Genomic DNA, 615 nt, shown 5'->3' on the forward strand with positions numbered 1-615 from the left:
ATCTAATGTTTTCCAAAAACTGACTTTATAAGAAGGATATTCTATTTTTGGAGTATATATAGTTCCATCTATATAAGTTAATGTTTTAGTGAGGTTTTGGCCTAAGGTATTTACATTAATTATAGGATTAGTTTTAAATGGAGCTTTAGAAGTAATAACTGCCTTAGCTTCACCGCTAACATTAAATACTTTATCAGTCTTAGTTAAAGTAGCATCCCCACTTAAACTCCATTCTATTTTTTCATTAGGCTTACCACCTTTTAAAGTTACTTCGGCATTTTTATTAGGTTCTGCAATGATAGTACTTGGATCAGCATTAAAGGAAATAGCGTATTGATAAAGTTTGATTTTATCCAAATTAAGCTCCTTTTTAATACTACCTTGTTTGATATAATTAAACTTAATAGCAATATCTTTAACACTATAATCACTAATACCACTAAATTCTAAAGTAGCTTCACCTTTATTATTAACATCAAAGCTTTCTTTTTTAGCTTTTACTCCTTTACTTCCACTGATTTTATCAATAGTGGAATTTGGCAATAAACCGCTTATTTTAATATTAAAATCATCTATATAATCTATAGTTTTTTCTTGGGTTTTAAAGCTTGGATA

The 615-nt window shown here is 27.8% G+C and carries 1 protein-coding gene; it reads right to left on the bottom strand.

Translation table 11 applies throughout. The features are described from left to right. A partial coding sequence (locus tag L8X27_RS07960) for a hypothetical protein (protein ID WP_263681182.1) occupies positions 1-615 on the bottom strand: 615 nt, incomplete at both ends.

The organism is Campylobacter sp. CNRCH_2015_1657 (assembly GCF_025772685.1).
GTDB lineage: Bacteria > Campylobacterota > Campylobacteria > Campylobacterales > Campylobacteraceae > Campylobacter_D > Campylobacter_D lari_D.